A 22,777-nucleotide genomic window follows, 5' to 3' on the forward strand; every position below is an offset into this window, starting at 1 on the left:
CCGAACGCCGGAAAGAAGATGATCACAGTGACCGAAGCGACCGCGCCCACCGCGGAAGCCCTGAAGCGCCTGTCCGAAGCGGGCGTCTCCATCTGGCTGGACGACCTGTCGCGCAAGCGGATCCGGTCCGGCAACCTCGCCGACCTCGTCGCCACTCGGCACGTCGTCGGCGTCACCACCAACCCGGCCATCTTCCAGGCCGCCATCGGCTCCGGCGAGGGCTACGAGGAGCAGCTCGCCGAGCTGGCAGTGCGGGGTGTGACGGTCGACGAGGCCGTGCGGCTGATGACGACGGCCGATGTGCGGGCCGCAGCCGACATCCTGCATTCTGTATACAGAACATCGCATGGTGTCGACGGTCGCGTGTCGATCGAGGTCGACCCCCGCCTCGCCCACGACACCGCGGCCACCGTCGCCGAGGCCCAGCAGCTCGCCCGGCTCGTCGACCGCCCCAACGTGATGATCAAGATCCCGGCGACGAAGGCCGGCCTTCCGGCGATCACCGAGGTCATCGGCGCCGGTATCAGCGTCAACGTCACGCTGATCTTCTCGCTGGAGCGCTACCGCGAGGTCATGGCCGCCTACCTGGCGGGCCTTGAGCAAGCGCTTTCCAACGGGGTGGACCTCTCCACGGTCCACTCCGTGGCCTCCTTCTTCGTCTCCCGTGTGGACGCCGAGATCGACAAGCAGCTGACGGCCGTCGGCACGGACGGGGCGCTCGCGCTGAAGGGGCGGGCGGCGCTGGCGAACGCACGGCTGGCCTACGAGGCGTACGAGGGCGTCTTCGCCGGTGAGCGCTGGGCCGCGCTGGCCGGGGCGGGGGCGAACCGGCAACGGCCACTGTGGGCGTCCACCGGTGTGAAGGATCCTGCATACAAGGACACGCTGTATGTGGACGACCTGGTCGCACCGGGCACCGTCAACACCATGCCGGAGGCCACCCTGGCTGCCGTCGCCGACCATGGCTCCGTCACCGGCGACACGGTGACCGGCGGCTACGACCGGGCCCGCGCCGACCTGGCCGCCGTAGCGGCACTCGGCATCTCGTACGACGAGGTCGTCACCCGTCTGGAGGAGGAGGGTGTCGCCAAGTTCGAGGCGGCATGGGAGGACTTGCTGAACACGGTCACGAAGTCGCTTGAGAGCAAGGGAGCTGACGCGGAATGAGCACCATCCCTGTCTGGGACAACCCCCTGCGGGACCCCCGTGACCGGCGCCTGCCCCGTATCGCGGGCCCGTCGGGCCTGGTGATCTTCGGGGTGACGGGCGACCTGTCCCGCAAGAAACTGATGCCGGCCGTGTACGACCTCGCCAACCGCGGGCTGCTGCCGCCGGGCTTCTCGCTCGTCGGGTTCGCCCGCCGGGACTGGGCGGACCAGGACTTCGCGCAGGTCGTGCACGACGCGGTGCGTGAGCACGCGCGGACCCCGTTCCGCGAGGAGGTCTGGCAGCAGCTCGCGGAGGGCATGCGGTTCGTGCCGGGCGACTTCGACGACGACACGGCGTTCAAGCAGCTCAAGACGGCCGTCGAGGAGCTGGACGCCTCGCGCGGCACGGGCGGCAACTTCGCCTTCTACCTCTCGGTGCCGCCGAAGTTCTTCCCCAAGGTCGTCGAGCAGCTGAAGAAGCACGGCCTGGCGAAGGCTCCGCAGGGGTCCTGGCGGCGCGCGGTCATCGAAAAGCCGTTCGGCCACAATCTGGCCAGCGCCCGGGAGCTGAACGCGGTCGTGCACGACGTGTTCGAGCCGGACCAGGTGTTCCGCATCGACCACTACCTGGGCAAGGAGACCGTCCAGAACATCCTGGCGCTGCGGTTCGCCAACACCATGTTCGAACCGATCTGGAATCGGTCGTTCGTCGACCATGTGCAGATCACCATGGCCGAGGACATCGGGATCGGCGGCCGCGCCGGCTACTACGACGGCATCGGCTCCGCCCGTGACGTCATCCAGAACCACCTGCTCCAGCTGATGGCGCTCACGGCCATGGAGGAGCCCGCCTCCTTCGACGCGTCCTCGCTGCTCACCGAGAAGCTCAAGGTGCTCAGGGCGGTGAAGCTCCCGGAGGACCTCGGCAACCACACCGTGCGGGCGCAGTACGCGGGCGCCTGGCAGGGCGGCGAGAAGGTGCGCGGATACCTGGAGGAGGAGGGCATCGACCCGGCCTCGACGACGGACACGTACGCCGCCGTGAAGCTGAACGTCGACAACCGGCGCTGGGCGGGCGTCCCGTTCTACCTGCGCACCGGCAAGCGGCTCGGCCGCCGGGTCACCGAGATCGCGGTCGTCTTCCAGTCGGCGCCCCACTCCCCCTTCGACTCCAGCGCGACGGAGGAGCTCGGCAAGAACGCGATCGTCATCCGCGTCCAGCCCGACGAGGGCATCACGGTCCGTTTCGGCTCGAAGGTGCCGGGCACCTCGATGGAGATCCGGGACGTGACGATGGACTTCGCCTACGGCGAGTCCTTCACGGAGTCCAGTCCGGAGGCGTACGAGCGCCTCATCCTGGACGTACTGCTCGGCGATGCCAACCTTTTCCCTCGCCACCAGGAAGTGGAAGAGTCCTGGAAGATCCTCGACCCGATCGAGGAGCACTGGGCGGCCGACGGAAGGCCCGCGCAGTACCCCTCGGGCAGCTGGGGACCCGAGGAAGCCGACGAGATGCTCGCACGAGACGGACGGAGCTGGCGCAGGCCATGAAGATCGACCTGACCGACACCACGGCAAGCAAGATCAACAAGGCGCTGGTGCAGGGTCGCCGCGCCATCGGCACACCCGCCGTGGGCATGGTCCTGACGATGGTGATCGTCACGGACGAGGAGAACGCCTACGACGCGATCAAGGCGGCCGAGGAGGCCTCGCACGAGCACCCCTCGCGCACCCTGGTCGTCATCAAGCGGCACGCCCGCACCCCGCGGGAGCGCACCCGGTCGCGGCTGGACGCGGAGGTCCGCGTCGGTTCCGAGGCCGGCACCGGCGAGACCGTGATCCTCAGGACCTACGGCGAGGTGTCCGACCACGCCGACTCGGTGGTCCTGCCGCTGCTGCTGCCGGACGCGCCGGTCGTCGTGTGGTGGCCGGTGGACGCACCCGAATACCCCGCGAAGGACCCGCTGGGCGCGCTCGCGCAGCGCCGGATCACCGACCTGTATGCAGTCGAGAACCCTCTGCAGACGATGGAGACCCGCAAGCGTTCCTACGCGCCCGGTGACACCGACCTCGCGTGGACCCGGCTGACGCCCTGGCGTTCGATGCTGGCGGCGGCCCTGGACCAGGCGCGGGTCCCGATCGTGTCCGGGGCGGTGGAGGCCGAGGCGGACAACCCGGCCGCCGAGCTGCTCGCCCGCTGGCTGGAGGCCCGGCTGGCGGTCCGGATCGACCGGGTCGTCACCGCCGGACCGGTCGTCACGGCCGTACGGCTGGGCACCGAGGGCGGCGAGATCGTCATCGACCGCCCCGAGGGCCCCCTCGCCACGCTCACCCTGCCGGGCCAGCCCTCGCGCACCCTCGCGCTGAAGGTCCGCACCACCTCCGAACTGATCGCCGAGGAGCTCAGGCGCCTCGACGCGGACGAGATGTACGCCATCGCCCTCAGGGGCGAGGGCACCAAGGAGAACGCCTCTCATGTCTGACTCACCCCAGCTGTCGGAGCGGCCCGAGTGGGCCGCCCTGGCGGCCCACCGCGCGCAGGGAACCCCGGGACTGCGTGAGCTGTTCGCCACGGACCCCGGGCGCGCGGAGCGGTACGTGGTGCGCGTCGGCGACCTGCGCATCGACTACTCGAAGAACCTGATCACCGACGAGACGCTGGCCCTGTTGACCGAACTGGCCGTGGCGGCGGACGTGTTCGGGCTGCGGGACGCCATGTTCCGCGGCGAGAGGATCAACACGACCGAGGACCGTGCGGTCCTGCACACCGCGCTGCGCGCCCCGGCCGACGCGGTGATCGAGGTCGACGGGGAGAACGTCGTGCCCCAGGTGCACGCCGTGCTCGCGAGGATGGGCGACTTCGCCGACCGGGTCCGCTCCGGGGCGTGGACCGGCCACACCGGCCGGCGCATCCGCAACGTCGTCAACATCGGCATCGGCGGATCGGATCTGGGCCCGGCGATGGCGTTCGAGGCGCTGCGGGCCTACACCGACCGCGGCCTCACGGTCCGTTTCGTGTCGAACGTCGACGGCGCCGACCTGCACGAGGCCGTCCGTGACCTGGACCCGGCCGAGACATTGTTCGTCATCGCGTCCAAGACGTTCACCACGATCGAGACGATCACCAACGCCACCTCGGCCCGCGGCTGGCTCCTCGACGGCCTCGGCGGCGACGAGAAGGCGGTCGCCCGGCACTTCGTCGCCCTGTCGACGAACGCCGCGAAGGTCGCGGACTTCGGCATCGACACGGCCAACATGTTCGAGTTCTGGGACTGGGTCGGCGGCCGCTACTCCTACGACTCCGCCATCGGCCTCTCCCTGATGATCGCCATCGGCCCGGACCGCTTCCGCGAGATGCTCGACGGCTTCCGCCTCGTCGACGAGCACTTCCGCACCGCCCCCGCCGAGGCCAACGCCCCGCTCCTGCTGGGCCTGCTGGGCATCTGGTACGGCAACTTCCACGACGCCCAGTCCCACGCCGTCCTGCCCTACAGCCACTACCTGTCGAAGTTCGCCGCCTACCTCCAGCAGCTCGACATGGAGTCCAACGGCAAGTCCGTCGACCGCGCCGGACGGCCGGTCCACTGGCAGACCGGCCCTGTCGTCTGGGGCACCCCCGGCACCAACGGCCAGCACGCCTACTACCAGCTGATCCACCAGGGCACCCGGCTGATCCCCGCGGACTTCATCGGCTTCGCCCGCCCCGTCGACGAACTCGCTCCCGCCCTCAGGGCCCAGCACGACCTGCTCATGGCGAACTTCTTCGCCCAGACCCAGGCACTGGCCTTCGGCAGGACACCCGAGGAGGTACGGGCGGAGGGCGTGCCGGAAGAACTCGTGGCCCACAAGACGTTCCGCGGCAACCACCCCACGACCACGGTCCTCGCCACCGAACTGACCCCGTCCGTCCTCGGCCAGCTCGTCGCCCTCTACGAGCACAAGGTGTTCGTCCAGGGCGCCGTGTGGAACATCGACTCCTTCGACCAGTGGGGCGTCGAACTCGGCAAGGTCCTCGCCCAACGCGTCGAACCCGCCCTCACCGACGGCACCGACGTCCCCGGCCTCGACCCCTCGACCGCCGCCCTCGTGGCCGCATACCGCGAACTCAGGAAGTAGTGAACTGACATGCAGCTCGGTCTCATCGGTCTCGGCAAGATGGGCGGCAACATGCGCGAACGGATCCGCCGCGCGGGCCACACCGTCGTCGGTTACGACCGCAACCCCGAACTCTCCGACGTCAAGGACCTCGCCGAACTCGTCGAGCAGCTCGAAGCGCCGCGCACCGTCTGGGTGATGGTCCCGGCCGGCGCCCCCACCCAGTCCGTCGTCGACGAGCTGGGCGACCTGCTCCAGGCGGGCGACGTCGTCGTGGACGGCGGCAACTCCCGCTGGACGGACGACGAGAAGCACGCGAGCGAACTCGGCGCCAAGGGCATCGGGTTCGTCGACGCCGGGGTCTCCGGCGGGGTCTGGGGGCTGCAGAACGGCTACGCCCTCATGGTCGGCGGCGACAAGGAGCACGTCGACCGGCTCCACCCGATCTTCGACGCGCTCAAGCCCGAGGGCCCGTACGGCTACGTCCACGCGGGCAAGGTCGGCGCCGGGCACTTCTCGAAGATGGTCCACAACGGCATCGAGTACGCCATGATGCAGGCGTACGCCGAGGGCTGGGAGCTGCTGGAGAAGGTGGACTCCGTCACGGACGTGCGGGAGGTCTTCCGCTCCTGGCAGGAGGGCACCGTCATCCGGTCCTGGCTGCTCGACCTCGCGGTCAACGCCCTCGACGAGGACGAGCACCTCGACAAGCTGCGCGGCTGGGCCCAGGACTCCGGCGAGGGCCGGTGGACCGTCGAGGCCGCCGTCGACCACGCGGTGCCGCTGCCCGCCATCACCGCCTCCCTCTTCGCGCGGTTCACGTCCCGCCAGGACGACTCCCCGCAGATGAAGATGATCGCGGCGCTGCGCAACCAGTTCGGCGGCCACGCCGTCGAGTCGGCGAAGGAGTAGCCGGCCGTGGGGGATCTGCTGCTGGTCCGCCACGGCGAGACGGAGTGGAGCAGGTCGGGGCAGCACACCAGCTGGACCGACCTGCCGCTCACCGAGACCGGTGAGCTCCAGGCGAAGTCACTCGCCCCGTTCTTCTCCCGCCGGACCTTCTGCCTCGCCCTGACCAGCCCGCTCGGCCGCGCGACGCGCACCGCCGAACTCGCCGGCATCGGCGGGGCGGTCGCCGCACCCGACCTGCACGAGTGGGACTACGGCGCCTACGAGGGCATCACCACCGTCGAGATCCACCGCGACCGGCCCACCTGGGACCTGTGGACCGACGGGGTGCCGCCCGGCACCGACGGTCACCCCGGCGAGTCGCCGCAGGACATCGGGCGGCGTGCCGACCGGGTGCTGTCCCGGGTCGACGCGGCGCTCGCCGACTGCGGTGGGGACGCCGTGCTCGTCGCCCACGGGCATTTCCTCCGGGTCCTGACGGCCCGTCGGCTGGGACTGCCGCCCGCACAGGGCCGGTTGTTCCAGCTGGCGACGGGAACGTACAGCAGGCTGTCCACCGAGCACGGGTGGCCCGTGATCGCGGAGTGGAACGTCAGGCCGTAACCGGTTGACACCGTTCAAGGGGCCCGCCAGAGTCGCGGCTGATGGAGATCGACGATCTGACACCGGCCGAACAGCGTGTCTGGCGGGCCTTCGCCACCGGCGCGGAGGTCGACTTCCGCGACGGATCCGACGACTGGGGACCCGAACGGACCGTACGGGCCACGGTGTTGCGGGCCCTGCTCCTCAACGGCCCCCGGCAACAGGGAGAGACAGCGGCCCTCAAGGTACGGGGCGCCCGTGTCACCGGTGCGTTGGAGCTGCGGTACGCGACCGTCGACAGCGTCGTCCATCTCACCCACTGCCGCTTCGACGAGGCGCCCGACCTCATCGGCGCCCATCTGCGCTACGTCAGCATGCGCGACTCGGAGATGCCCGCGCTGTCGGTGACCCGGGCCCGGATCGACGGCAGTCTGCGGCTGACCCGCTGCCGTTTCGCCGGGCCGGTGCGCCTGGACGGGGCGCAGATCGCCGGTGCGCTGTTCCTGGAGGAGGCCGAGGCCGGCGACGCGGACACGGACCGGCCGGCCCTCCATCTGCACCGGATCGTCGTCGAGGACGACCTGTGCGCCCGCGGTCTGCGCGCCCGGGGCCTGATCCGGCTCGACGGGGCCGCCGTCGCCGGGTCGCTGGACCTTCAGGACGCCGAACTCACCAACCCCGACGCCCATGTCCTGCAGGCCGACGCGCTGGAGGTGGGCGCCAACCTGCTCGGCAGGCGGCTGAGCACGCGGGGCCGGATCGATCTGCGCGGGGCCCGGATACCCGGCCGGGTGGATCTGCTGCACGCCCGGCTGTCCAACCCCGGCGGCACCGCCCTGCGGGCCAGCAGCTGCGTGATCGGCGAGCTGTGGCTGCGCCGAGGTCCGCGGATGGAGGGCCTGCTGAATCTGCGGCGGGCCGAGATCACCCAGCTCAGCCTGGAACCGGAGATGCTCCCCGACCAGGTGCGCCTGCTCGACCTCACGTACACGTTCCTCACCCCGCACGTGCCGGCCGAGGAGCGGCTGCCCATGCTGGAGCGGGACGGCCAGGGCTTCGACCCGCACGCATACGAACAACTGACGGCCGCATACAGGAGGACGGGCGACGACCAGGCCGCCCGGGTCGTGCAGCTCGCCAAGCAGCGCCGCCGCCGGTCCACGCTCCCCTGGCACGGGCGGCTGTGGGGCCACCTCCAGGACGGGGCCGTCGGCTACGGCTTCCGTCCGCTGCGCGCCGCCGTCTGGCTGCTGTCGCTGCTCGCCGCCGGCTCGATCGCGTACGCCGGGCACCCGCCGCCGCCGCTCAAGGCGGGTGAGGCGCCCGAGTTCGACCCCGTCTTCTACACCCTGGACCTGCTGCTGCCGGTGATCTCGTTCGGGCAGGAGGGCGTGTTCGCGCCGAGCGGCTGGTACCGGACGCTGTCGTACGTCCTCGTGGTCACCGGCTGGATCCTGGCCACGACGGTCGTCGCGGGCGTGACCCGGACCGTCAGCCGCCAGTGAGCCGGCCGGCGGCGGGTCAGCGGGCGGTGTGCTGTGCGGCGAGCCGCACCGGTGCGTTGGCGGCGCCGTAGCCCCGGTAGCCGGCGTCGCGCTGGACGAGTTCGAAGAAGACGCGGCCCACGGTGCGGGTGTAGCAGTGCCGGAAGGTACCGTGCGCGTCCCGGTCGTAGAGGATGCCGAGCTCCCGGTAGGTCTCCAGCTCCCCGTCGGCGAACTCGAAGCGGGCGGCGAGGTCGTCGTAGTAGTTCGCGGGGATCGGCAGCAGACGTCCGCCGGCCGCGGTGAAGCGGCGGGCGGCGGCGACCACGTCGTCGGTGGCCAGCGCGATGTGGCGGGCGTGCGCGGTGTCGTCACCGGGGGCGGCGCCGACGGTGAGCGGGAAGCGTACGGCACCGTCGCCGCTGGTCACGGCCCGGCTGCGGAGCAGCCCGTAGGGGTCGGCGACGTCGACGCTCTCCTGCGCGTCGAGGCCGAGGACGCCGCGGTGGAAGAGGACGGCCTCGTCGAACTGGTGCCAGGGCTGGGTGAGCGCCACATGGTCGACGCGCAGCGCGCCGGGGGGTGCCGTGGTGTGCGGGTCGTCCTCGAAGTCGGCGCGCCAGTCGGGCAGGCCGGGGCGGTGTGTGGCGCACAGGAAGAGTTCGGTGCCGTCGGGGGCGGCGACGGCGTCGAGCGGGGCGTCCTCGGCGGCCCGGCGGCGCGGCAGGACGGGGGCGAGGAGGGCCTCGGCGCGGCGGGCGGCGGCGGCCGGGTCCGGGGATTCCAGGCCGATCGCGGCGAGCGTGGTGCCGTCGGCGGGGGTCCCGCCGCGCGAGCGGAGCCGGGAGGGGGTCAGGGCGGCCGGTCCGGTGTTGACGAGGATCCGGGCGTCTCCCTGCTCCCAGAGGTCGACGGGCTTGCTCCGGTGGCGGGCCGTGCGGGCGAAGCCGAGGCGGCCCAGGAGCGCGCCGACGGGTTCGGCGTCGGGGGTGACCAGCTCCGTGAAGGCGATCCCTGTGGGGGTGACCGGGGCGGGGAGGGCGGCGACGCCGAGTTCCTCCTGGAGCAGCAGCAGGGAGCGGCGCGCGTCGACGGCGGTGGGGCCGGCCTCGGCCTGGCGGAGGACGTCGTTGAAGACTTCGAGCGAAAGCGGGCCTTCGTATCCTGTATGCAGTACACGGCGTACGAGATCCACCACATCGAATCCGCCCTGCCCCGGGAAGCAGCGGTGGTGACGACTCCACTGGAGCACGTCCATGCCGAGCAGCGGGGCGTCGGCCAGCTGAAGGAAGAAGATCTTGTCGCCGGGGATGTCCTCGATGCCCTTGGGATCGGAGCCGCGGGACAGGATGTGGAAGCTGTCCAGACAGGTGCCGAGGGCGGGATGGCCGGCGGTGTCGACGATGTGCCAGGCGTGGTCGTACGTACTGACGTGCCGCCCCCAGGCGAGCGCCTCGTAGGCGACCCGGACGCCGAAGTCCTGGGCGAGGTCGGCGAGCCGGGCGAGCTGCTCGGCGGCGAGGGCGTCGTCGTCCTCGGCGAGCGGGGAGACGCTGGAGCAGACCAGGACGGTGTCCGCGCCGAGCCGGCCCATCAGCTCGAACTTGTGGCGGGCGCGGCGCAGACTGCGGGCGAACTCGGCCTCGGGGACGGCCTCGACGTCGCGCATCGGCTGGTACAGGTCGACGGTCAGCCCGAGGTCCGCGCAGCGGGCGCGGACGTCCTCGGGAGTGAGGGGGCTGGCGAGCAGGTCGTTCTCGAAGATCTCGACGCCGTCGAAGCCGGCGCGGGCGGCGGCCGCCAGCTTCTCGGTGAGGGTTCCGCTCAGGGAGACGGTGGCGATGGACGTACGCACCTGGGCACCTCATGGTTCGTTCTGGTCGCTTCGCGGGGGGGGCGGGGCGGCGGCGGGACTGCCGGGGCGGGGAGACGGGGAGGCAGGGGCAGGGAGACAGGGGGCAGGGAGGCAGGCCGTGGCTACTTGGGGGCGGGGACGGCGCCGGCCAGTTCGGCGATGTCGGCGAGCATGCGCGCGCTGTCGGGTTCCCGCCCGGTGAACAGGCGGAACGCGTCCGCCGCCTGGAAGACGGCCATGCCGCCGCCGTCGAGGGTGGCGCAGCCGAGGGCGCGGGCGGTGTGCAGCAGTTCGGTCTCCAGAGGACGGTAGACGACCTCGGCGACCCACAGCTCCGGCCGCAGCAGCGCGGCGGCGAAGGGCAGGCCGGGGTGGGCGGCCATGCCGGTGGGGGTGGCGTGGACGACGCCGTCGGCGTGCGCGAGCAGCCCGGGCAGCCGGTCGGGTCCCGACGCGGCGGCCCGGCCCTCGCCGAAGTGACGGTTCAGGGCGGCGGCGAGCCGCTCGGCCCGCTCGGGCAGCGCGTCAACGACGGTGACCCGGCCGGCGCCGAGGGTGAGCGCGGCGTGCGCGACGGCCGCGCCCGCGCCGCCCGCGCCGAGCTGCACGACCCGCTCCAGCGGGACGTCCGGCAGCCCTCGGGCGAACGACGCGGCGAAGCCGGTGACGTCGGTGTTGTGGCCCACGGCCCGGCCGCCGCCCTCGAAGACGACCGTGTTGACCGCACCGAGCGCCTCGGCCTGCGGGGACAGCGCGTCGAGGTGCTCGATGACCAGCTGCTTGCACGGGTGGGTGATGTTCAGCCCGTCGTAGCCCAGGTCGCGGGCGGCCCGCACCAGGTCGCCGACCGCCTGCGGCGCGGCCCCGAGGACGTCGAGGTCGATCAGCCGGTAGAGATAGCGCAGCCCCTGCCGGTCGGCCTCCCGTTCGTGCAGCGCCGGGCTGAGCGAGGGGCCGATCCCGGAACCGATCAGACCCACGAGATACGAGTCCTTGGTCACGTCCTTGGTCACGGAGGACCTCCTGAGCGGCTGGCTAATGTACGAACTGGTGAGTTAGTCATAGCACCCTGTCGGCCCCGCGGGGAAGCCCCTCTCGCCTCGCGGGACGGGAACGGCTCCTAGAATCGCTGCACCGCAGCCACGCCGCCCGAAGGAACCCGATGACCAGCGTCGACGAACCGGCACGACCCAACGGGCGCACGCGCGACGCCGCCCGGACCCAGGCCGAGATCCTGGACGTGGCGACCCGGGAGTTCGCCCGCGTCGGCTACGCCGGCGCCCGCGTCGACGACATCGCCGCCCGCACCAGCACCACCAAGCGGATGATCTACTACTACTTCGGCGGCAAGGAGCAGCTGTTCACCGCCGTGCTGGAGCGCGCGTACGGCGTGATCCGCGAGGCCGAGCAACAGCTCGACGTCGAGCACCTGGACCCGGTGGCGGCGATCCGGCGCCTGGCCGAGCTGACCTTCGACCATCACGAGCAGCACCCGGACTTCATCCGGCTGGTCAGCATCGAGAACATCCACGAGGCCGAGCACATCGCCGCCTCCGAGGCACTCGGCCGGATCGGCTCCCCCGCACTCGACGTCATCCGCCGCATCCTCGCCGCGGGCCGGGAGTCCGGGCTGTTCACCGCCGAGGTGGACGCCGTGGACCTGCACGCGATGATCAGCTCGTTCTGCTTCTTCCGGGTGGCCAACCGGTACACCTTCGGGGCGCTGTTCGGACGTGACCTGGTGGATCCGGCGCAGCGGGAGCACTACCGGACCATGCTCGGGGACATGGTGATCGCCTATTTGACGGCGGAGCGGGCGGGGGGCTGAGACCGGGCCGCCGACCGCGGACCTACGGCGGTCGGCGGTCGGCGGTCGGCGGTCGGCGGTCGGCGGTCGGCGGTCGGCGGTCGGCGGTCGGCGGTCGGCGGTCCACAGTCGACTGCAGCAAGACGGCAGTCGGCGATAGCCGACAGCCCGCATACGGCAGATCGCATACCGCCGCCCCACCCACTTCCCCCGAGACCTATTGACAGCGGCGAAACAACGGCGCAACATCACTGGCCATCCGCTACTAACTACCCAGTGGGTTAATTAGCCGGGACGATCTACCCGGCGCAGCCGCCCCGCACCCCAGGGATCCGGCCCTTCTCCCCTTTTGTCCCCCTCCTGCGTACGTTGGAGTCCCCCGAAGGAGCACGCCGTGTCCGTCCCCGCCGCAGCACCCCCCGGCCAGCCGAAGAAAGCCGCGACCGCGGCGTGGATCGGGAGCGCCCTGGAGTACTACGACTTCTTCATCTACGGCAGCGCGGCCGCGCTGATCTTCCCGAAGGTCTTCTTCGACGAGTCGGACCCGGCCACCGCGACCCTGCTGTCGCTGGCCACCTTCGGCGTCGCCTACGCGGCCCGGCCGGTCGGGGCGCTCTTCCTCGGGCACTTCGGGGACCGTCTGGGCCGCAAGAAGATCATGGTGTTCACGCTGATCCTGATGGGCGTGTCGACGTTCCTGATCGGCTGTCTGCCCACCCGCGCCCAGGTCGGCACCCTCGCCCCCGTCCTGCTGGTCCTGTGCCGTGTACTGCAGGGCGTGTCCGCCGCCGGCGAGCAGGCCAGCGCCAACTCCATGACGCTCGAACACGCGCCGCCGCACCGGCGCGGCTTCTTCACCAGCTTCACCCTGAGCGGCACCCAGGGCGGGCAGCTGCTGGCCACCCTGATCTTCATCCCGGTCGCGGCGCTGCCCGAGGACCAGCTGCTGTCGTGGGGCTGGCGGGTGCCGTTCTGGATGAGCATCGGCGTCGCCGTGGTCGGCTATGTGATCCGGCGGAAGCTGGAGGAGACCCCGGCCTTCGAGGCGCAGCAGGCCACCGGCGAGGTGGTGAAGCTGCCGCTGGCGGTGCTGCTGCGGGAGCACTGGGCGGATGTACTGCGGGTGATCGGGGGCGCGCTGATCGCCTCGGTCAGCACCATCTTCACCGTGTGGGCGCTGGCGTACGCGACGAGTGACGCGGTGGGCATGGACCGTTCCTCGATGCTGTGGGTCGGCGCGCTCGCCAACCTGGTCGCGCTGGGCGCCATCCCGGCGTGGGCCACGCTCTCCGACCGCATCGGCCGCCGGCCGGTGTATCTGATCGGCGCGGTGGGCAGCGCGGTGGCGATGTTCGGGTACCTGTGGGCGATCTCCACCGGCTCCTACCCGCTGATCCTGGTTCTCGGCATCGTCGCGTTCGGCGTCGTCTACAGCGCCGCGAACGGTGTGTGGCCCTCCTTCTACGGCGAGATGTTCTCGACCCGGGTGCGGCTGTCGGGCATGGCGATCGGCACCCAGATCGGTTTCGCCGTGGCCGGTTTCGCCGTCACCTTCGCGGCGCAGATCGCCGGCCCGGGCGGGGACGACTGGTCCTCGGTCGCCCTGTTCACGGCGGCGCTGTGCGTGCCGCCGGTGATCGCGGCACTGTCGGCCCGGGAGACCGCGAGGATCCCCACCGAGCAGCTGGGCGAGCGGGGCGCCCGCGAGGTCCCCCAGCCGGAGACGGTCACCGCCTGACCGCCTGACCGCACCTCCCGCCCCCGGACTCACGAGCCCCCGGACGCCACCACGGCCCCGGGGGCTCGGCCGTGCCGTCGTACCGTCGCACGCTCATACCGTCCCCACGCCCATACCGTCCCCACGCCCATACCGTCGTACGCCGTCAGGGCCCGTGGAGTGCCACCGGGTGCCGTCAGCCGGCGTCCGACGGCCGGGGGATGCCGTACGCCCGTTCCACCCTGAGCCGGGCGACCAGGCGCCGGTCGCGGACCATGGCGGTGCGGAAGTCGTGCCAGTCGGGGTGTTCGCCGAGGACGTCGCGGTAGAGGCGGACGAGTTCCTCGACGGTGGCGTCGTAGGGGTCGGCGGCGACCGGCGTGAGGTCGGCGACGGCCTCGACCACGGTGTAGGCGCGGCGGTCGGCCGTCGTGACGTGGTAGGAGGCGCGGGGGTCGCGGCGCAGGTTGCGGGTCTTGGCGCGGTCGTCGGTGACGGAGATCCGGATCACGCCCTCGTCCGGGTAGTAGTGGTGGCTGACGTTCGACAGCTGGGGGCGGCCGTCGCGCTTGAGGGTGACCAGTACGCCGCTGCGGCCCTCGGAGAGCAGGGCGAGCAGGGCGGGACCCTTCGTGTCCCGAGTCATGCTCCGTACAACCGGCGCACCTCCGCGGCGCATTCCCCCGCCCCCACTCCCCTGCCCGCACTCCGTCGCCGCACCCCGGAGAGCCGCAGGCCTCCGCCGTAGACACTGTCTACCCACCAGTGGTAGACAGTGTCTATGAGCGAATCCGAGAAGCCGGACCCCGACCTGCGGACCCGTCTCGTCGACGTCGGCGTGGATCTGGTCGCCCGGGAAGGGGCCGGTGCGCTGACCCTGCGGGAGATCGCCCGCCGGGCCGGCGTGTCCCACGGTGCGCCGCGCCGATACTTCCCCACCCATCTGGAACTGCTGTCGGCCATCGCCCGCCGCGGCTTCACCGAGCTGGGGATCCGGGTGACGGCGACGCTCGCCGACGGCGACGCGGCCCCGCGCGCCCAGCTCACCGAACTGGGGCAGTCCTATCTGGAGTTCGCCCTCGACAACGCCGGAATGTACGAGCTGATGTTCCGTCATGATCTGCTGGAGAGCGGGCATCTGAGGCTGCGGGACACCAGTCTCCCGCTGTTCGGCGTCCTGGTGGACCTGGTGGGCCGGGCCCGTCCCGGCGCCGACGCCCGTGCGGTCGCGGGTGCGCTGTGGGCGAACCTGCACGGCATCGCCCAGCTGTGGGGGTGGGGCAGCCTCCAACTCGCCACGGGGGCAGCCGACTTCACGCCCCTTCTCCGGACCGCGTTCGACGCGCACCTGGGGCCGGAGGGCGGCCGGTGAACCGTCCGCTGACACTGGCGAGCAGCGTGGCGGGTGCCGTGGTCGTCGCCCTGGACGGCACCGTGCTCACGGTCGCCCAGCCGGTCCTGCGTCATGACCTGCACGCCTCGCTCGCCCGGGCGCAGTGGACGAGCACCGGGTATCTCGTGGCCGTGGCGGGCCTGTTGGTGTTCGCCGGGCGGCTCGGCGACCGGTACGGGCACCGCCGTGCCTTCGGGGTCGGCATGCTCGGCTTCGGCGCCGCCTCGGCGGGCATCGCGGTGGCGCCGGGCGTGGGCTGGGTGATCGGACTGCGCGTCGTCCAGGGGGTGTTCGGGGCGCTGCTGCAACCGGCGACGCTGGGGATGCTGCGGTCGTCGTTCCCGCCGGACCGGCTGCGCACGCCGATCGCCGTGCGGACGGCGGCCATCGGGGTGGCGGCCGCGGCGGGGCCGGTGGTGGGCGGGGCGCTCGCCACGTCGTTCGGCTGGCGGGCCGTGTTCCTGCTGAACGTGGTGCCCACGCTGCTGTTCGGTGTGCTCGCCCTGGCCGCGCGGGAGGAGCGGCGGCCTCCGTCCGGCACCCCGCTGGACGTCCCCGGCGCCCTGCTGCTCGCCGTGGCACTGGCCTGTCTGGTGCACACCCTCGTCACCCTCCCGGGCGCGACCTGGTCCGCGCCGGCCGCGCTGCTCGCCGCGGTCGCCTTCGTCCGGCACGAGCGGCGGGCGCCCGCACCCCTGCTGCCGCCGGACGTCGCCTGCTCCTCCGCGGTCCGCGGCGCGATCGCCCTGCTGGTGACCGCCTCGGCCGCTCTCCACGGCGCCCTCTTCGCCTGTGTCTACGTCCTCCAGGACGGCCTCGGGCTGACCGCCCTGCGCAGCGGGCTGCTCAGTCTGCCGCTGGCGGTGTGCCTGATCGGGGCGGCGCCCGTGTCGGCGGTGCTGCTGCGCCGGGCGGGTGCGCGGGCCGCGGTCACGGGGGCGACGGCGGTGCTCGGCACCGGTCTGGTGGTGCTGGCCCGGGCGCCGGGGGAGTCGGCCTTCGCCGCCGGGTTCGCGCTGGTGGGCGCCGGGTTCGGCACCGTGATGGTGGCGGCCACCCATGTCGTCGTACGGCAGACTCCCGCAGCGTCGGCGGGGGTGGCGGGCGGCCTCCAGCAGACGGCGATGAACGTCGGGCCGGTGCTGGGCGTCGCCGCGGCGGCCGTGCTGATGGGCCTCGGTCCGGACCGGGCCCCGATGGCCGTGCTGGGCGTGGCGGCCCTCGCGGCGCTCCCGGTCTGCCGTGCCCTGCCGGGACGCCCCGCGCCCACCGGCTCCTCCGGCTCTCCCGGGCCCGACCACACCGACGCACCCGCCCTCACCCGTGCCGGCCCGGTGGCCGGCCGAAGCGACACACCCCACACCGCTCACGGCGTGGAAAGCGGTCCGTACGCCCGTTCCCTGGGCGACCATGAGCACTGAGGTCGTGCCGGAGGGGCACCCCGGACCGCACCTCGCACGAACGCACCGGAGGAGAACGATGGCACTGCTGCGACAAGAGGCCGACCCGAGCGAGGTCGGACTGGACGCGAAGGCGCTGGACCGCCTCGACCAGCACGTCGCCCACTACGTCGACGAGGGGCGGCTGCCCGGTTTCCTCCTGGCGGTCTCCCGGGGCGGCCGCGTCGCGCACCTGACCACGCACGGCCACCGTGACATCGCCGCCGGACTGCCCGTCGAGGCCGACACCCTGTACCGGATCTACTCGATGACCAAGCCGGTCACCTCCGTCGCCGCCCTGATACTGGTGGAGGAGGGCCGGCTGCGACTCGACGACCCGGTCGCCGACCACCTCCCCGCCTTCGCCGGCCAGCGCGTCTACGCGGGCGGCTCGGGCGCCGGCCTCACCACCCGCCCGGTGGAACAGCCGCTGCTGGTACGGCATCTCATGACCCACACCTCGGGCCTGACGTTCGCCTTCTACCACTGTCACCCCGTCGACGCCCTGTACCGCGAGGCCGGGCTGGAGTCCGCGGTGCTGCCCGGCTCCACCCTGGCCCAGACCGTGGAGGCGTACGCCCGGCTGCCGCTCCAGTTCGAGCCGGGCACGCAGTGGAACTACTCGGTGTCCACCAACGTCCTCGGCCGGATCATCGAGGTCGTCTCCGGGCAGCCCCTCGACGAGTTCGTCGCCGAGCGGATCCTGCGCCCGCTGGGCATGACCGACGCCGGTTTCCAGGTCAGCGACGAGCAGGCGCCCCGGCTGGCCGAGCTGTACGGCGGCACCGACGGCGGCGGCATCGAACCGATCGCCGGACTGCCCCTGTTCGGCCGCCCCCGCTTCCTGTCGGGCAGCGGCGGTATGGTGGCGACCGCATACGACATCCACCGCTTCAGCGAGCTGCTGCGCCGCCGCGGCGAACTCGACGGGGTGCGGCTGCTCGCCCCCGAGACCGTGGACCTCATGACCCGCAACCACCTCCCCGGCGGGGCGGACCTGCGCGCCTTCGGCAGCCGTCCGGCGCACGACGAGCCGGGCAACGACGGTGTCGGCTTCGGCCTGGGCGTGTCCGTGGTCGTCGACCCGGACCGCACCCAGGCCCCGGCGGGCCTCGGCACCTACGGCTGGAGCGGTGTCGCCACGACCACCTTCTGGATCGACCCGCAGCACGACCTGAGCGTGCAGTTCCTGACGCAGGTGCGGCCGAGGAGGTCGCTGAAGCTGTACCCCGATCTCAAGCGGCTGGTGCACGAGGCCGTGCTCGACTGACCGTCAGCCGTCCCCGGTCCGGGTGAACTCCAGTCCCTCCGCCGCCAGTTCATCGAGCCAGCGCGCCGACCGGGCCGCCGTCTCGGCCGCCCGGCTCAGCCCCGGCGGCAGCGCGCCGGCCAGGATCTGCCGCACGCCGAGCGCGAGCGTGCGCGAGACACACCGCGCCATCGCGCTCTCCGCCTCGTCACCGACCAGGTCCAGCAGGTAACTCCCCGACCAGGACGCGCCCCCGCCCCCGGCCGAGCCGGCCGCCGCCCCCGTGTCCACCGCAGGGGAGGCGGACGAGACCTCGGGGGACACCTCCAGGGAGACCTCGAGGACCACCCGGTCACGGTCGGTGTCCGTCGTCGGGTAGGCGGCCGCCAACTCCCGCGCCAGCGCGGCGATGCGGGAGTCGTCGCCCGCCTTCAGCTCCTCGAACACCGGCTGCCAGGCGTGCAGCCAGCCGTCCAGGCGCAGGGTCCCGCGCACGAACCCGTCCGCTCTCCAGGCCGGCGGCAGCCCGTACTGCTCGACGAAGGGCACGCTGTCCCGGTTGGGGTACACCTCGAAGGGTTCTCCGTCGACGACGTGCCGCCGGGTCGCCTCCCAGGGCCGGACGGCGACGGTCTCGGCCCCTCCCTCGAGGTAACGGGCTGGAGAGCGCAGGGCGTTGAGGACTCCGAGGGGAGCCCAGCTGAAGCGGTAGCGGAAGTCGTTGGGGACCGCGGGGATGCCTCCGCAGTACGAGGTGAGGCGGTACGAGGCCGCCGTGTCCGCGCCGATCGCCTCCCGTGCGCGGGCCACCAGGGCGTGGGCGAAGAGGTGGTCGATCCCGGGGTCGAGCCCGGCCTCCGTGAGGACGACCAGACCCGACTTCGCGGCCGCCGGGACCTGTTCCAGCACCGCGTCCGAGACATAGCTGGAGCAGGCGAAATGGGCCTGCCGGGCGACGCAGGCGGCGAGCAGCGGGGCGTGGTCCGGGGCGGGCAGCATCGACACGACGACGTCACCGGGGGCGAGTGCGGCCGTGAGCGCGTCGAGCGTGTAGGCGCGGGGTGCGGCGCGTCCGGTCATTCCCAGCCGGTCCAGGGCCTCGGCGGCGCGGTCCGCCGTACGGTGCCAGAGGCGGACGCCGTCGGTGCGTGCGCACAGGTCGGCGAGCCCACTGCCCGTGGACAGTCCGGCGCCCACCCAGTGGACGGCACCGCTCGCGGGAACCACCACCGCCTCACTCATCGCCGAACACCCGTCCCTCGATGCCGAGTTCACGTCCCGCCCGGCGGAACCGTGCCAGGCAGCGCGCCCATGCGTCCCCCGTGGGGAGTTCCAGCAGCTGCGGCAGCAGGGCCGCCGAGAAGTCGGTGCTGGACTCGCGCGGCAGCAGCGAGGGCAGGTTGTCGATGGCGATCAGGTCCAGCGGGGGCTCCTTGCGCAGGGTGCGCACGGGGTCCGTCCACTCCGTGGTGCGGTCGTAGACGGGCAGGACGTTGAGGGGGGAGCCGACGTCGCAGGTGACGTCGGAGAGGGTGCGCAGCCTGCGGGCCGGGTCGTCCAGGTCCTCCTCGCGCACGAACGGCGGCACGGGGGTGGTGGCCAGGACGCAGTTGACGAGCAGATCGTGGTCGAGGAGTGCGCGGCGGTCGAGGTCCCGGGTCTCGGCGAGGTCCCAGCAGGTGGGGCCGACACCGGCCGTGGCGAGCGCGGCACGGGCGCCGTGGCCGCTGCGGCCCAGGGCACCGACCACGAGGGCGGTGAACTCGCCGTCTCCGGGGCGCGGCCGCAGGATCTCGTCCAGCGCGTCCCGGTCGGTGGGGAGCAGCGGCGCGGTGAGCCGGCCCCGGTGGTGGAGCACCGCGAGGGCCGCGCCGAGATAACCGGCCCAGAAGCCGAACGCGGCCAGCCTGCGGCCCTGTTCGTCGACCAGGTACTCCAGGTCCAGCAGTGCCCCTCCCCCGGCGGCGAACCGGCGGAGCAGGCCGGCGGCACCGGGCTGCTGCTTGTAGGCGTGCCCGAAGAAGACATGGCGGTGCGTCAGCTCGGTCGGCTGGTCCGGGAGTTCCTTCAGGCCGAGGACGACCGTCTCGGGCGGCGCCGACACCCAGGAGCCCGCGGGGGCGACGCGGGCACCCACCGCCTCGTACTCCTCGACGGGGAAGATCCGCTGCGGGGACTCCTCGACGGTGAGCCGCGCTCCGGCCTCGACGAGGCGGCGGGCGTCGTCGGGGACGACCGGGGTGCGTCGTTCGGTGGAGCGGGCCTCGTGGCGCAGCCACAGGTGGGGGGCGGTCGGTGCCGTCATACGCAGTTGACCTCCGGACGCGGGGCGTCGGCCGCGAACCGGCCGGCGCTCAGGGGGGTGACGTCCACGAAGGGTACGCGGCCCAGGTAGAGGTCGCGGACGACCTCGCCCACGGCCGGTCCCTGGAGGAAACCGTGCCCGGAGAAACCGGTCGCATACAGAAAACGGGAGACCGTATGCGCCTCGCCGATCAGGGCGTTGTGGTCCGGGGTGATCTCGTACAGGCCCGCCCAGCCGCCCGTGCGGCGCAGCTCCAGGATGTCGGGGGCGCGGTGCTCCAGCGCGGCGGCGAGACGGGGGATCCAGCGGTCGTGGGTGTCGGTGGCGAAGCCGGGACGCTCGTCGGGGTCTGACATCCCGACGAGCAGACCGGGGCCCTCGGAGTGGAAGTAGAGGGTGGTGCTGAAGTCGATCGTCATGGGCAGGTCCGGCGGAAGTCCGGGCACCGCCTCGGTGACCGCGATCTGGCGGCGCAGCGGCTGTACCGGCAGGTCCACGCCCACCATCGCGCCGACCGACCGGGACCAGGCGCCGGCCGCGCAGATCACCGTGTCGGTGGTGATCGGGCCGAGGGTGGTGGTGACGCCGGTGACGGTGTCGCCGCGGGTCTCGATGCCGGTCACCGCGGTCCGGCGCAGGATGCGCGCGCCGTACCGGCGGGCGGCGTCGGCGTACCCCTGGACGACGGCCTCCGGCGTGCAGTGCCCGTCGTCGGGCGAGAACGCGGCGGCGAGCAAGCCGTCGGTGGTGATCAGCGGGGAGAGCCGGCGGGCCTCGGCGGGGTCGATCATGCGGCTGGGCACCCCGAGCGCGTTCTGCAGCCGCACGCTCGCCTCGAACGAGGCGACCTCCTCGGGGGTGGAGAGCAGGAAGAGGTAGCCGACCCGGTGCAGTCCGATGTCGTGCCCGAACTCCTCGCCGAACCGCCCGAACGCCTGCAGGCTGCGCGCCCCGAGCTGGACGTTCAGCTCGTCGGAGAACTGTGCGCGCACCCCGCCGGCGGCCTTCGAGGTCGACCCGGCGGCGAGGTCGTCCCGCTCCACCAGCAGGACGTCCCGTACGCCCGCGGCGGCCAGGTGGTAGGCGATGCTCGTCCCGATCACTCCACCGCCGATGACGACGACCGAGGCATGCGTGTTCACGCGAGCGGCTCCTTACTGTGCGGCGGCCCCGGCCCGAGTACCGAGGCCGGGGCTGTCACCTGCACGGACCGTCGTGATCCCTACCCGCCGGGCGGCGCGGGGATCCCGGCCGGGCGCGCTCAGGACCAGTGCGCGACGGCGTCCAGGTGCGGCAGCCGGTGGTCCATGCGCTCCCGCTTGGTGCGCAGGTAGGTGATGTTGTTCTCGCACGGCTCGATGAGCAGCGGCACCTCCTCGGCGACCTGGATGCCGTTGTCGACGAGCGCCTCGCGCTTGCGCGGGTTGTTCGACATCAGCCGCACGGACCGTACGCCGAGGTCGCGCAGGATGTCGGCGGCCACCTTGTAGTCGCGGGCGTCCACCGGGAAGCCGAGCGCCACGTTCGCCTCGACGGTGTCCAGCCCCTCCGCCTGGAGGGCCATCGCGCGCAGCTTGCCCAGCAGGCCGATGCCGCGTCCCTCGTGGCCGCGCAGATAGACGACGATGCCGCTGCCGGCGGCGACGACGGCCCGCAGCGCCGACTCCAGCTGGTCGCCGCACTCGCAGTGCTGGGAGCCGAACGCGTCGCCGGTCAGGCACTCCGAGTGCAGCCGGGTCAGCACGTCCTCGCTGCCGATCTCGCCGTACACCAGGGCGACTTGTTCGTCACCGCGGTCGTGGTCGAGGTAGCCCACCGCCTGGAATTTCCCGTACACCGTGGGCAAGGGGGCATTCACCACGCGTTCCACACCGGTGCGCTGCGCGGTCTGCTTGCCGAGTACGCCAATGTTCTCTGTCATGATCTGATTCCTAAGCGGAGACGAAAGGCCGGGAAAAGATGAGTGGTTCGGAGATAGGGACGGCGGCGACGGCGGGGGCGGGGGCGACGTACGGCCTGCTTCCCGTGGACACCACCGAGGACGTCCGCTCCCGGGGCGCGGGCGTCACGACGCAGGTGGCGGTCCTGCCGGTCGGCAGCTTCGAACAGCACGGTCCGTACCTGCCGCTCGCCACCGACACGCTGGTCGCGTGCGCCATCGCCCGGGAGATCGCCGGGGCGTACCCGGTGCACCTCCTTCCGCCGGTGACCATCGCCTGCTCGCACGAGCACGCGGCCTGGCCGGGGACCGTCAGCATCTCCTCCGTGACCCTTCACGCGGTGGTACGGGACATCGCGGCGTCGTTGCGCCGCTCGGGCGTCGAGGCCCTGGTGCTGGTCAACGGACACGGCGGGAACTACGTCCTGGGCAACGCGGTCCAGGAGTCCTCCGCCCGCGGTGAGCGGATGGCGCTCTTCCCGGCCCCGGAGGACTGGGAGGCGGCGCGGGAACGGTCCGGGGTGGTGACCTCGCTCCTCACCGACATGCACGCCGGGGAGATCGAGACCTCGATCCTGCTGCACGCCCATCCGGAACTCGTCCGGCCCGGTTTCGAGTCCGCCGATTTCACCGCGGACGACCGTCGCCATCTGCTCACGCTGGGAATGTCCGCCTATACCGATTCGGGCGTCATCGGCCGTCCTTCCCTGGGGTCCGCGGAAAAGGGGAAGGAACTCCTGGCGAGCCTGGCGGATTCCTTCGGCGCGTATTTCTCGCTGCTGACCTCGGAGGCCTCCGGGAACACCGGCTCCGAGGAGACCGGCTCGCTGTAGGCCGCCCCGGCCGCGAGGCCGG

Annotated in this window: 20 protein-coding genes; 13 read left to right on the forward strand and 7 right to left on the reverse strand. The window is 72.3% G+C overall.

Annotation, left to right across the window (positions count from 1 at the left end):
• Window positions 1-18: 18 nt before the first annotated feature.
• The 7 genes from tal to U5640_RS05755 are packed head-to-tail and all read left to right on the forward strand — an operon-like array spanning window position 19 to window position 8,239.
• Window positions 19-1,167 (forward strand): transaldolase, encoded by a 1,149-nt coding sequence (gene tal / locus U5640_RS05725; protein ID WP_340374702.1) that lies wholly within the window; start codon window positions 19-21, stop codon window positions 1,165-1,167.
• The gene (gene zwf, locus U5640_RS05730) at window positions 1,164-2,699 is read left to right on the forward strand and encodes a glucose-6-phosphate dehydrogenase (RefSeq protein ID WP_340374703.1); all 1,536 of its coding nucleotides are present in this window, start codon (window positions 1,164-1,166) and stop codon (window positions 2,697-2,699) included. Before tal ends, zwf begins: the two co-directional genes overlap by 4 nt.
• Complete coding sequence (gene opcA / locus U5640_RS05735; RefSeq protein ID WP_340374704.1) at window positions 2,696-3,631, forward strand: glucose-6-phosphate dehydrogenase assembly protein OpcA; 936 nt, start codon at window positions 2,696-2,698, stop codon at window positions 3,629-3,631. The genes zwf and opcA overlap by 4 nt, the downstream gene beginning before the upstream one ends.
• Entirely contained in the window at window positions 3,624-5,264 is a 1,641-nt protein-coding gene (gene pgi / locus U5640_RS05740; RefSeq protein ID WP_340374705.1) for a glucose-6-phosphate isomerase, read from the forward strand. Before opcA ends, pgi begins: the two co-directional genes overlap by 8 nt.
• 9 nt (window positions 5,265-5,273) lie before the next feature.
• Window positions 5,274-6,155 carry a phosphogluconate dehydrogenase (NAD(+)-dependent, decarboxylating) gene (gene gnd, locus U5640_RS05745; RefSeq protein ID WP_340374706.1) on the forward strand — a complete coding sequence of 294 codons (882 nt, stop codon included), beginning with the start codon at window positions 5,274-5,276 and terminating at the stop codon, window positions 6,153-6,155.
• 6 nt (window positions 6,156-6,161) lie between these two features.
• Entirely contained in the window at window positions 6,162-6,755 is a 594-nt protein-coding gene (locus U5640_RS05750; RefSeq protein ID WP_340374707.1) for a histidine phosphatase family protein, read from the forward strand.
• A 41-nt stretch (window positions 6,756-6,796) separates the two neighbouring features.
• Complete coding sequence (locus tag U5640_RS05755) at window positions 6,797-8,239, forward strand: membrane-associated oxidoreductase (protein ID WP_340374708.1); 1,443 nt, start codon at window positions 6,797-6,799, stop codon at window positions 8,237-8,239.
• A gap of 16 nt (window positions 8,240-8,255) precedes the next feature.
• On the opposite strand, the gene U5640_RS05760 is transcribed toward U5640_RS05755, so the two are convergent.
• A complete protein-coding gene (locus U5640_RS05760) occupies window positions 8,256-10,073 on the reverse strand; it encodes a TIM barrel protein (protein ID WP_340374709.1) in 1,818 nt (605 codons plus the stop codon).
• A gap of 122 nt (window positions 10,074-10,195) precedes the next feature.
• Entirely contained in the window at window positions 10,196-11,074 is an 879-nt protein-coding gene (locus tag U5640_RS05765) for a shikimate dehydrogenase (protein WP_340384956.1), read from the reverse strand.
• A 161-nt stretch (window positions 11,075-11,235) separates the two neighbouring features.
• Here U5640_RS05765 and U5640_RS05770 point away from each other — a divergent pair, with 161 nt between their 5' ends.
• Both U5640_RS05770 and U5640_RS05775 read left to right on the forward strand, forming a co-directional pair.
• Window positions 11,236-11,901: a TetR/AcrR family transcriptional regulator gene (locus U5640_RS05770; protein WP_340374710.1), complete on the forward strand. Its 666-nt coding sequence runs from the start codon at window positions 11,236-11,238 to the stop codon at window positions 11,899-11,901.
• Window positions 11,902-12,274: 373 nt separating this feature from the next.
• Window positions 12,275-13,618 carry an MFS transporter gene (locus U5640_RS05775; RefSeq protein ID WP_340374711.1) on the forward strand — a complete coding sequence of 448 codons (1,344 nt, stop codon included), beginning with the start codon at window positions 12,275-12,277 and terminating at the stop codon, window positions 13,616-13,618.
• A 175-nt stretch (window positions 13,619-13,793) separates the two neighbouring features.
• Here the strand turns inward: U5640_RS05775 and U5640_RS05780 are convergent, their stop codons facing one another.
• Window positions 13,794-14,243, reverse strand: a complete 450-nt coding sequence (locus tag U5640_RS05780) for a PPOX class F420-dependent oxidoreductase (RefSeq protein WP_340374712.1) — start codon at window positions 14,241-14,243, stop codon at window positions 13,794-13,796.
• A gap of 135 nt (window positions 14,244-14,378) precedes the next feature.
• Here U5640_RS05780 and U5640_RS05785 point away from each other — a divergent pair, with 135 nt between their 5' ends.
• The 3 genes from U5640_RS05785 to U5640_RS05795 are packed head-to-tail and all read left to right on the forward strand — an operon-like array spanning window position 14,379 to window position 17,699.
• Complete coding sequence (locus tag U5640_RS05785; protein ID WP_340374713.1) at window positions 14,379-14,969, forward strand: TetR/AcrR family transcriptional regulator; 591 nt, start codon at window positions 14,379-14,381, stop codon at window positions 14,967-14,969.
• Window positions 14,966-16,411, forward strand: a complete 1,446-nt coding sequence (locus U5640_RS05790; RefSeq protein ID WP_340374714.1) for an MFS transporter — start codon at window positions 14,966-14,968, stop codon at window positions 16,409-16,411. The genes U5640_RS05785 and U5640_RS05790 overlap by 4 nt, the downstream gene beginning before the upstream one ends.
• A gap of 58 nt (window positions 16,412-16,469) precedes the next feature.
• Entirely contained in the window at window positions 16,470-17,699 is a 1,230-nt protein-coding gene (locus tag U5640_RS05795) for a serine hydrolase domain-containing protein (RefSeq protein WP_340374715.1), read from the forward strand.
• 3 nt (window positions 17,700-17,702) lie between these two features.
• Here U5640_RS05795 and U5640_RS05800 read toward each other — a convergent pair whose 3' ends face one another.
• The 4 genes from U5640_RS05800 to ribA all read right to left on the reverse strand — a co-directional run bounded on the left by U5640_RS05800 (window position 17,703) and on the right by ribA (window position 21,904).
• Window positions 17,703-18,920 carry a saccharopine dehydrogenase family protein gene (locus U5640_RS05800; RefSeq protein WP_340374716.1) on the reverse strand — a complete coding sequence of 406 codons (1,218 nt, stop codon included), beginning with the start codon at window positions 18,918-18,920 and terminating at the stop codon, window positions 17,703-17,705.
• On the reverse strand, window positions 18,913-19,983 hold the full coding sequence (locus U5640_RS05805) for a saccharopine dehydrogenase (protein ID WP_340374717.1): 1,071 nt from the start codon (window positions 19,981-19,983) through the stop codon (window positions 18,913-18,915). Before U5640_RS05805 ends, U5640_RS05800 begins: the two co-directional genes overlap by 8 nt.
• The gene (locus U5640_RS05810) at window positions 19,980-21,125 is read right to left on the reverse strand and encodes an FAD-binding oxidoreductase (RefSeq protein ID WP_340374718.1); all 1,146 of its coding nucleotides are present in this window, start codon (window positions 21,123-21,125) and stop codon (window positions 19,980-19,982) included. The genes U5640_RS05805 and U5640_RS05810 overlap by 4 nt, the downstream gene beginning before the upstream one ends.
• 119 nt (window positions 21,126-21,244) lie before the next feature.
• Entirely contained in the window at window positions 21,245-21,904 is a 660-nt protein-coding gene (gene ribA / locus U5640_RS05815) for a GTP cyclohydrolase II (protein ID WP_067245904.1), read from the reverse strand.
• A 38-nt stretch (window positions 21,905-21,942) separates the two neighbouring features.
• On the opposite strand from ribA, the gene U5640_RS05820 reads away from it, so the two are divergent.
• Window positions 21,943-22,755 (forward strand): creatininase family protein, encoded by an 813-nt coding sequence (locus U5640_RS05820; RefSeq protein ID WP_340374719.1) that lies wholly within the window; start codon window positions 21,943-21,945, stop codon window positions 22,753-22,755.
• The last annotated feature ends 22 nt before the right edge of the window (window positions 22,756-22,777 follow it).

Origin of the sequence: Streptomyces sp. SS7 (assembly GCF_037993025.1) — a bacterium.
GTDB lineage: Bacteria > Actinomycetota > Actinomycetes > Streptomycetales > Streptomycetaceae > Streptomyces.

Excerpts from the sequence above, each read along its gene's own strand:
- tal (WP_340374702.1), top strand. The coding sequence starts at position 19 with ATGATCACAGTGACCGAAGCGACCGCGCCCACCGCGGAAGCCCTGAAG.
- zwf (WP_340374703.1), top strand. The coding sequence starts at position 1,164 with ATGAGCACCATCCCTGTCTGGGACAACCCCCTGCGGGACCCCCGTGAC.
- opcA (WP_340374704.1), top strand. The coding sequence starts at position 2,696 with ATGAAGATCGACCTGACCGACACCACGGCAAGCAAGATCAACAAGGCG.
- pgi (WP_340374705.1), top strand. The coding sequence starts at position 3,624 with ATGTCTGACTCACCCCAGCTGTCGGAGCGGCCCGAGTGGGCCGCCCTG.
- gnd (WP_340374706.1), top strand. The coding sequence starts at position 5,274 with ATGCAGCTCGGTCTCATCGGTCTCGGCAAGATGGGCGGCAACATGCGC.
- U5640_RS05755 (WP_340374708.1), top strand. The coding sequence starts at position 6,797 with ATGGAGATCGACGATCTGACACCGGCCGAACAGCGTGTCTGGCGGGCC.
- U5640_RS05770 (WP_340374710.1), top strand. The coding sequence starts at position 11,236 with ATGACCAGCGTCGACGAACCGGCACGACCCAACGGGCGCACGCGCGAC.
- U5640_RS05780 (WP_340374712.1), bottom strand. The coding sequence starts at position 14,243 with ATGACTCGGGACACGAAGGGTCCCGCCCTGCTCGCCCTGCTCTCCGAG.
- U5640_RS05785 (WP_340374713.1), top strand. The coding sequence starts at position 14,379 with ATGAGCGAATCCGAGAAGCCGGACCCCGACCTGCGGACCCGTCTCGTC.
- U5640_RS05795 (WP_340374715.1), top strand. The coding sequence starts at position 16,470 with ATGGCACTGCTGCGACAAGAGGCCGACCCGAGCGAGGTCGGACTGGAC.
- U5640_RS05800 (WP_340374716.1), bottom strand. The coding sequence starts at position 18,920 with ATGAGTGAGGCGGTGGTGGTTCCCGCGAGCGGTGCCGTCCACTGGGTG.
- U5640_RS05805 (WP_340374717.1), bottom strand. The coding sequence starts at position 19,983 with ATGACGGCACCGACCGCCCCCCACCTGTGGCTGCGCCACGAGGCCCGC.
- ribA (WP_067245904.1), bottom strand. The coding sequence starts at position 21,904 with ATGACAGAGAACATTGGCGTACTCGGCAAGCAGACCGCGCAGCGCACC.
- U5640_RS05820 (WP_340374719.1), top strand. The coding sequence starts at position 21,943 with ATGAGTGGTTCGGAGATAGGGACGGCGGCGACGGCGGGGGCGGGGGCG.